Annotated in this window: 5 protein-coding genes; all 5 read left to right on the forward strand. The window is 67.9% G+C overall.

Annotated elements, in window-relative coordinates; all coding sequences use genetic code 11:
- Window positions 1-198 precede the first annotated feature (198 nt).
- Entirely contained in the window at window positions 199-492 is a 294-nt protein-coding gene (locus TSO5_RS16925; protein ID WP_085083499.1) for an acyl carrier protein, read from the forward strand.
- Window positions 493-555: 63 nt separating this feature from the next.
- Window positions 556-2181: a class I adenylate-forming enzyme family protein gene (locus TSO5_RS16930; RefSeq protein WP_247870792.1), complete on the forward strand. Its 1626-nt coding sequence runs from the start codon at window positions 556-558 to the stop codon at window positions 2179-2181.
- Window positions 2182-2267: 86 nt separating this feature from the next.
- The gene (gene asnB / locus TSO5_RS16935; RefSeq protein ID WP_109152649.1) at window positions 2268-4307 is read left to right on the forward strand and encodes an asparagine synthase (glutamine-hydrolyzing); all 2040 of its coding nucleotides are present in this window, start codon (window positions 2268-2270) and stop codon (window positions 4305-4307) included.
- A 55-nt stretch (window positions 4308-4362) separates the two neighbouring features.
- Window positions 4363-5367 carry an NAD(+) synthase gene (gene nadE / locus TSO5_RS16940; RefSeq protein WP_109152650.1) on the forward strand — a complete coding sequence of 335 codons (1005 nt, stop codon included), beginning with the start codon at window positions 4363-4365 and terminating at the stop codon, window positions 5365-5367.
- Window positions 5364-6470, forward strand: coding sequence for a GNAT family N-acetyltransferase (locus TSO5_RS16945; protein ID WP_109152651.1), 1107 nt, complete (start codon window positions 5364-5366; stop codon window positions 6468-6470). Before nadE ends, TSO5_RS16945 begins: the two co-directional genes overlap by 4 nt.
- The last annotated feature ends 225 nt before the right edge of the window (window positions 6471-6695 follow it).

The following is a 6695-nucleotide window of genomic DNA, read 5'->3' on the forward strand; positions in this document are numbered from 1 at the left end:
GAATGCGAAAACAAGGAGCCGATCCACCGCGGGACACATGACAAGGGATGGCCGGACCCACGCCACAGACCCCATACCCCGACATCCTCCCCGCGAGCCACCCGGCCCCGTCCACACCGACCCCATTTCGACAGACCTCGTTAGAAATCGTTTCGACCGAACCCACGTCGACCGAACCCAGCAGGAGTTTTCAGAGACATGCGGACCGCCACCCTGACCGACACGACCCTGACCGCTCCCGCCCTGCCGGAAATCCGCGCCTTCATCGTGGAGAATTTCCTGCTCGGCAAGGACTCCGGCTTCGACAACAGCGAATCCCTGCTGGAGTCGGGGATCATCGACAGCACCGGCATCATGCACGTCGTCGCCTTCCTGGAAGAGCGCTTCGGCATAGCGGTCGACGATGACGACATGATCGCCGACAACCTGGAATCGGTGGACCGCATCGCCAGCTTCGTCGACCGCAAGCAGGAACTCCGCAACGCCGCCTGATCCTGCAGGACCAGCGACGGCGGACACGGCCAAAAGACGGGCGACGGCAAGAAGGACAGTTCCATGGCCCATCTGGTTCACCAGTACCTTAGCGAGACGGCCGGGCGGGATCCCTCCCGCACCGCGCTGATCGCCGGGGATGTCCGCCGCAGCTTCGCCGAGCTGGACCGCGAGAGCGACGCCGTCGCCTGTGCGCTCCAGTCCGCCGGGATCGCCCGCGGCGACCGCGTGGCGGTGATGCTGGAGAACTCGATCGAATATGTCGCCGGCCTGTTCGGCACGCTGAAGGCCGGCGGCGTGTTCGTGCCCGTCAACCCCTCGACCAAGGCCGACAAGCTGACCTACCTGCTGGCCGATGCCGGCGTCCGGGTCCTGATTGTCCCGACGGCGCTGGCCCGGCAGGTCCTGCCGGCGCTGGAGGCGGTGGAAACGCCGCCGGCGGTTCTGTGGGTCGGCGCCGGGCTGCCCGGCGGTGCCACCGGTCTGCTCTATGCCGATGCCCTGGCTGCTCCGCATCGCCAGCCGGTCGACCCCGGTCTGATCGACCAGGATCTGGCGGCGATCATGTACACGTCCGGCACCACCGGCCGGCCGAAGGGCGTGATGCTGACGCATGCCAACTACGTCAACACCAGCTGGTCGATCTCGACCTATCTGGGGAACACCCCCGACGACGTGGTGATGTGCGTGCTGCCGCTGACCTTCGGTTACGGCCTGTCCCAGGTGCTGACCGGCGCCCGCGTCGGCTTCACCCTGGTGCTTGAGCGCTCCTTCGCCTTCCCGATGGAGACGCTGAAACGCATGGTGCAGCACCGGGTCACCGGCCTGCCCGGCGTGCCGACCGTCTTCTCCACCCTGCTGGGGTTGGAGGCGGCGAAGACCGCCGATCTCGGCAGCCTGCGCTACCTGACCAACGCCGCCGCCCCGCTGCCGGCCGCCCATCTCCGCCGGCTGCGCGAGCGTTTCCCGCAGGCCGTCTTCCATTCCATGTACGGCATGACCGAGTGCTGCACCCGCATCAGCACGCTCGACCCCGCCGATCTGGACCTGAAGCCGACTTCGGTGGGCCGTGCCATCCCGAATTGCGAAGCCTTCGTCGCCGACGAGGACGGCAACCGCCTTCCCCCCGGCCAAGTGGGCGAGTTGGTGGTGCGCGGCGCCAACGTGATGCGCGGCTATTGGAACCGGCCGGAGGAAACCGCCCGGCGCCTGCGCCGCGGTCCGCAAGGCGAGACCCTGCTGTTCACCGGCGACCTGTTCACCCAGGACGCCGAGGGGCACCTCTACTTCGTCAGCCGCAAGGACGACGTGTTCAAGTGCCGCGGCGAAAAGGTCAGCCCCAAGGAAGTCGAGAACGCGCTGTACGAGTTGGAGGGCGTGCTGGAGGCTTGCGTCATCGGCGTCCCCGACGATGCCGACGGCTTGGCGGTCAAGGCTTTCCTTGTTCCCCGCGAGGGTGCTGCCATTTCCGAGGCGGCCATCCGGCAGCATTGCCGCGGCCGGCTGGAGAGCCACCTCGTCCCAAAATTCATCGAGTTCCGCGACAGCCTGCCCAAGACCGACTCCGGGAAGATCCGGCGGGCGGAACTCGTGGAGGAAGTGCAGGCGCAGGCCCCCTCCCCGACCCTCCCCCGCTTTGCGGGAGAGGGAGGACGTCCAACCGCAGCATCTGTCCCCTCTCCCGCGTAGCGGGGGAGGGTTAGGGAGGGGGCAAAGCGCCCCCAACACAGAACACACACCACCAGAACACCCACCCCAGGACAGAGAGCACGCTCATGTGTGGTGTCGCCGGAGTTCTCGCAGGATCGCGTGCCGAACCGGCCGGTCTGGACGAGCTGAAGCGCATGATCGCCATGCTGGGGCACCGCGGCCCGGACGGTTACGGCTTCTACCGTGACGACCGGATCGGGCTCGCCCATGCACGGCTCAGCATCGTCGGTCTGGCCGGCGGCTTCCAGCCGATCCACAATGAGGACCGCACCCTCTGGATCAGCTTCAACGGCGAGATCTTCAACCATGTCGAACTGCGGCGGGAGCTGGAGGCGCGCGGCCACCGCTTCTACACCCAGACCGACACCGAGGTGATCGTCCACGCCTTCGAGGAATACGGCCCTGCCACCTGGGCCAAGCTGAACGGCCAGTTCGCCATCTGCCTGTGGGACACCAGCCGGCGCGAGCTGTGGCTGGTCCGCGACCGGCTCGGCATCCTGCCGCTGTTCTACGCCCGCCGCGGTGACCATCTGGTTTTCGCGTCGGAGGCCAAATCCCTGTTCGGCGACGGCCGGGTGACTCCAGCCTTCGATCCGGCCCGCCTCGCCCAGGTCTTCACCCACTGGAGCACCGCGCCGCACGGCAGCGTGTTCGCCGGGGTGGAGAGCGTGCCGGCCGCCACCGCCATCCGCGTCGACTCCACGCTGGCACTGCATGTCGACCGCTACTGGCAGCCCGATTTCGCCACCGACCCGGCGCTGGCCAACCTGTCGCTGGACGAGGCTGCCGACCGGCTGGAAGAGAAACTGCTCGACGCCATCCGCCTGCGGCTGCGCGCCGACGTGCCGGTCGGCGTCTACATCAGCGGCGGATTGGACAGCTCGGTGATCGCGGCGCTGGCCCGCAAGCTCGACACCACCCACATGCACAGCTTCGGCGTCCGCTTCACCGACGCCGGCTTCGACGAGACGCCGCAGCAGCGGCTGGTCGCCGGCCATGTCGGGACCGACCATCACGACATCCTGTGCAGCCCGCAGGACATCCAGGCGGCCCTGCCCGACGTCATCCGCCACGGCGAGGCGCCGCTGGTCCGCACCGCTCCCGCCCCGCTGTTCCTGCTGTCGCGTCTGGTGCGCGAGAGCGGCATCCGCGTCGTGCTGTCCGGCGAGGGAGCCGACGAGTGGCTGGCCGGCTACGACATCTTCAAGGAAGACAAGGTCCGCCGATTCTGGGCGCGCCAGCCCGGCAGCAAGGCGCGGCCGAAGCTCCTTGGCCGCGTCCATCCCTTCGCCGCCGTCAACGGCCAGAAGGACAGCCCGCTGTGGCAGGCCTTCTTCAAACGCGGGATGATGGACACCGACGAGACCTTCTACGCCCACCGCACCCGCTGGCGGAACACCGCATGGTCGCAGCGCCTGCTGTCGGCCGATGTCCAGGCCACGGCCGACGATGCCGCCTTCGAGGCGCATGTGGCGGCCCATCTGCCGGACGGCTGGTCGCGCTGGTCGCCGCTGGCGCGCAGCCAGTGGGCGGAGATCGCCACCTTCATGACCCCCTACCTGCTGTCGGCCCAGGGCGACCGGGTCGCCATGGCCAACAGCATCGAGGTCCGCTATCCCTTCCTCGACCCAGCGGTGGACGACCTGTGCGCCGCCCTGCCGGACCGGGTGAAGATGCTGGGCCTGCGCGACAAGCTGGCCCTGCGCAAGCTGGCCGCCCGCCATCTGCCGGCCGAGATCTTCCAGCGGCCGAAGCGGCCCTATCGCGCACCGATGACCACCGCCCTGTTCGGCGACGGCGCCCCGGACTATGTCCGCGACCTGCTGTCGCCGGATGCGCTAGCCCGCTACGGGCTGACCGACATCGACGCCGTCTCGGCGCTGGCCGACAAGGCCCACCGCCAGAACGGCCGCATGGCCGGCGAGCGGGAGGAAATGGCGCTGGTCGGCACGCTGACCCTGCAGATACTCGCCCACTACGTCCACGACGAATTGCCCCAGCGCATCCGCGACCAGCGCGATGCTCTGGATCGTGCCGAAATTCACGTGCTGGAGGACCGGGCTGGCGACGCCCGGACCGCCACGTCACAGCCCACCGCGGCCTGACCGCCGCGATCCTTTCCGACCGACGATGCATCAACCCCCATCGGGAACCGTGACCATGCTGAACGCCCTGTCCTCGTTCGACTCCAAGGCCCTCGATCTGGATTGCGCGTCCGCGGCGCGCGAGATCGAAGACGCCATCCAACGCATCGTCGCCCATGATCTGCGCCGCCAGGGCATCGTGCTCGGCGTGTCCGGCGGCATCGACAGCTCGGTCTGCGCCACGCTGGCCGTCCGCGCCCTGGGGCCGGAGCGCGTGCAGTGCATCCTGATGCCGGAAAAGGAGAATTCGCCGAAGAGCACCCGCCTCGGCACCCTGCTCTGCGAGCATCTCGGCGTCACCCCGGCGATGGAGAACATCACCGGCCCGCTGGAGGCGCTGGGCTGCTACGAACGGCGCGACAACGCCATCCGCCGGCTGTTCCCGGAATTCGGCCCGGGCTGGAAGCAGAAGATCGGTCTGGCCGGCAATCTGCTGGACGCCGACCGCGTCAACTACTTCACCCTGACCGTCGAATCGCCCGACGGCGAGCGCCAGACCAGCCGCATGCCGGTGGACGTCTATCTCGACGTCGTCGCCGCCACCAACCTGAAGCAGCGCATCCGCAAGACGGTCGAATACACCCATGCCGACCGCCTGAACTACGCCGTGCTCGGCACGCCGAACCGGCTGGAGTACGAGTTGGGCTTCTTCGTGCGCGGCGGTGACGGTCTGGCCGACCTGAAGCCGATCGCCCACCTGTACAAGTCGCAGGTCTACCAGATGGCGGCCTATCTCGGCCTGCCGTCGAAAATCCAGGCGCAGTCGCCCAGCACCGACACCTACACCCTGCCGCAGTCGCAGGAGGAGTTCTACTACGCCCTGCCCTACGACAAGCTGGACCTGGCGCTCTGCGCCTATGGTCGGGGTGCCAGCGAAGAAGAGGCCGCGGCGGCGCTGAACCTCACCGTTCCGCAGGTCCACCGCGTCTACAAGGACATCACCGCCAAGCGCCGCACGTCGGCCCGCATCCTGCGCGATGCCCATCTGGTGCAGCCGGTGTCCGTCGGGGATGAGGCATGAGCGTCATCGACTGGAAGCAACGTGGCGTCGCCCGATATGAACCGGGCGACCATGCCGCACTGGAAAGCTTCCAGCGCGCCCATTTCGGTGCCGAAGCGATCCAGCTGTGTCCCGACCATTTCCACTGGCTGTTCGAGGAACCGCCGGAGCGGGAGCATGAGGGACCGCAACTCTGGCTGTGCAAGCGCAATGGCGCTGTGGTCGGCCAGCAGGGCGGCATCCCCTTCGCCCTGAAGGTGGGCGAGCGCAACCGGCGGGCTTCCTGGGCGATCGACCTGATGGTCGCCCCGGAATGGCGCCTGCGCGGCGTCGGTCCGGCCCTGTCGGAGACCCACTCCGCGGCCGGAGACCTCGCCGTGTCGCTGTCGATGACGGAGGCCGCCTACAAGTCCTACAAGCGCGGCGGCTGGCTCGATCTCGGCAATGTGCCCACCTATCTGCGGGTGATCGATCCGCTGCGCTGCCTGCGCGTCAGCCCTTATGGCGGTGGCTTGGCCAAGCTGGTCGCCGGGGTGGGTAAGCCGGCGTTGGCCGCCGCCTCCATGGGCTACGGGCTGTCGGCCAAGCTGCTCGGCGCCCGGCTGGTGGAGATCGACCGCTTCGACTACCGCGTCGACGACCTGTGGGAAGCGGCCTCGGCGCAGCATCCGGTGATCGCCCGGCGCGACTGGGCCTTCCTGAACTGGCGCTTCGACCTCACGCCGCAGGCCAACCGCTTCCGCCGCTTCTACGTCATGCGGGGCGAGACCGTGCTGGCCTATGTCGTGCTGCGGGTCGATTACTGGAAGGGCGAGCCGGTCGGCGTGGTCTGCGATTATCTGGCCCGGCCGGGCTGGCTGGTGGCGGCGTTCTCGCTGATGACCGAGTTGGCGCGCCGGCAGGGCATGGTCGCGCTGATGTGCCGGACGCTGAATGCCCAGGCGGCGCGGCCGTTGTCGATGATGGGCTTCCTGTGCCTGAAGAACGGCCTGCGCACGCCGACCCGGATGATGGTGCGGCCGGCGCTCGACCAGCCGGAGCTTGCCGGCACGGTCGGCGATGCGAAGAACTGGTTCGTCACCGTCGCCGACAGCGACATGGGCTTCAAGAGCTTGGGCGAGTAGGCGAAGACCGATACTCCAGACGCGAAAAGGCCGCCTTCCCATACGGGAGGCGGCCTTTTCGCTGTTCGCGATAAAACCGAGTTTCAAGTGACGGGATGCGTCTTCAGATCGTCCATGAAGCGGCTTACCGCTGTGCATGGCGCCCGGTGAGATCAAGCCGATCGAGCGATTAGTAAGGCTTAGCTTCGAGCATTGCTGCCCGTCCACATGCCTCCTATCGACGTG

Origin of the sequence: Azospirillum sp. TSO5, from assembly GCF_003116065.1 — a bacterium.
GTDB lineage: Bacteria > Pseudomonadota > Alphaproteobacteria > Azospirillales > Azospirillaceae > Azospirillum.

Bases quoted from the DNA above. Each gene is read 5' to 3' on its own strand.
- TSO5_RS16925 (WP_085083499.1), top strand. From the start codon at position 199: ATGCGGACCGCCACCCTGACCGACACGACCCTGACCGCTCCCGCCCTG.
- TSO5_RS16930 (WP_247870792.1), top strand. From the start codon at position 556: ATGGCCCATCTGGTTCACCAGTACCTTAGCGAGACGGCCGGGCGGGAT.
- asnB (WP_109152649.1), top strand. From the start codon at position 2,268: ATGTGTGGTGTCGCCGGAGTTCTCGCAGGATCGCGTGCCGAACCGGCC.
- nadE (WP_109152650.1), top strand. From the start codon at position 4,363: ATGCTGAACGCCCTGTCCTCGTTCGACTCCAAGGCCCTCGATCTGGAT.
- TSO5_RS16945 (WP_109152651.1), top strand. From the start codon at position 5,364: ATGAGCGTCATCGACTGGAAGCAACGTGGCGTCGCCCGATATGAACCG.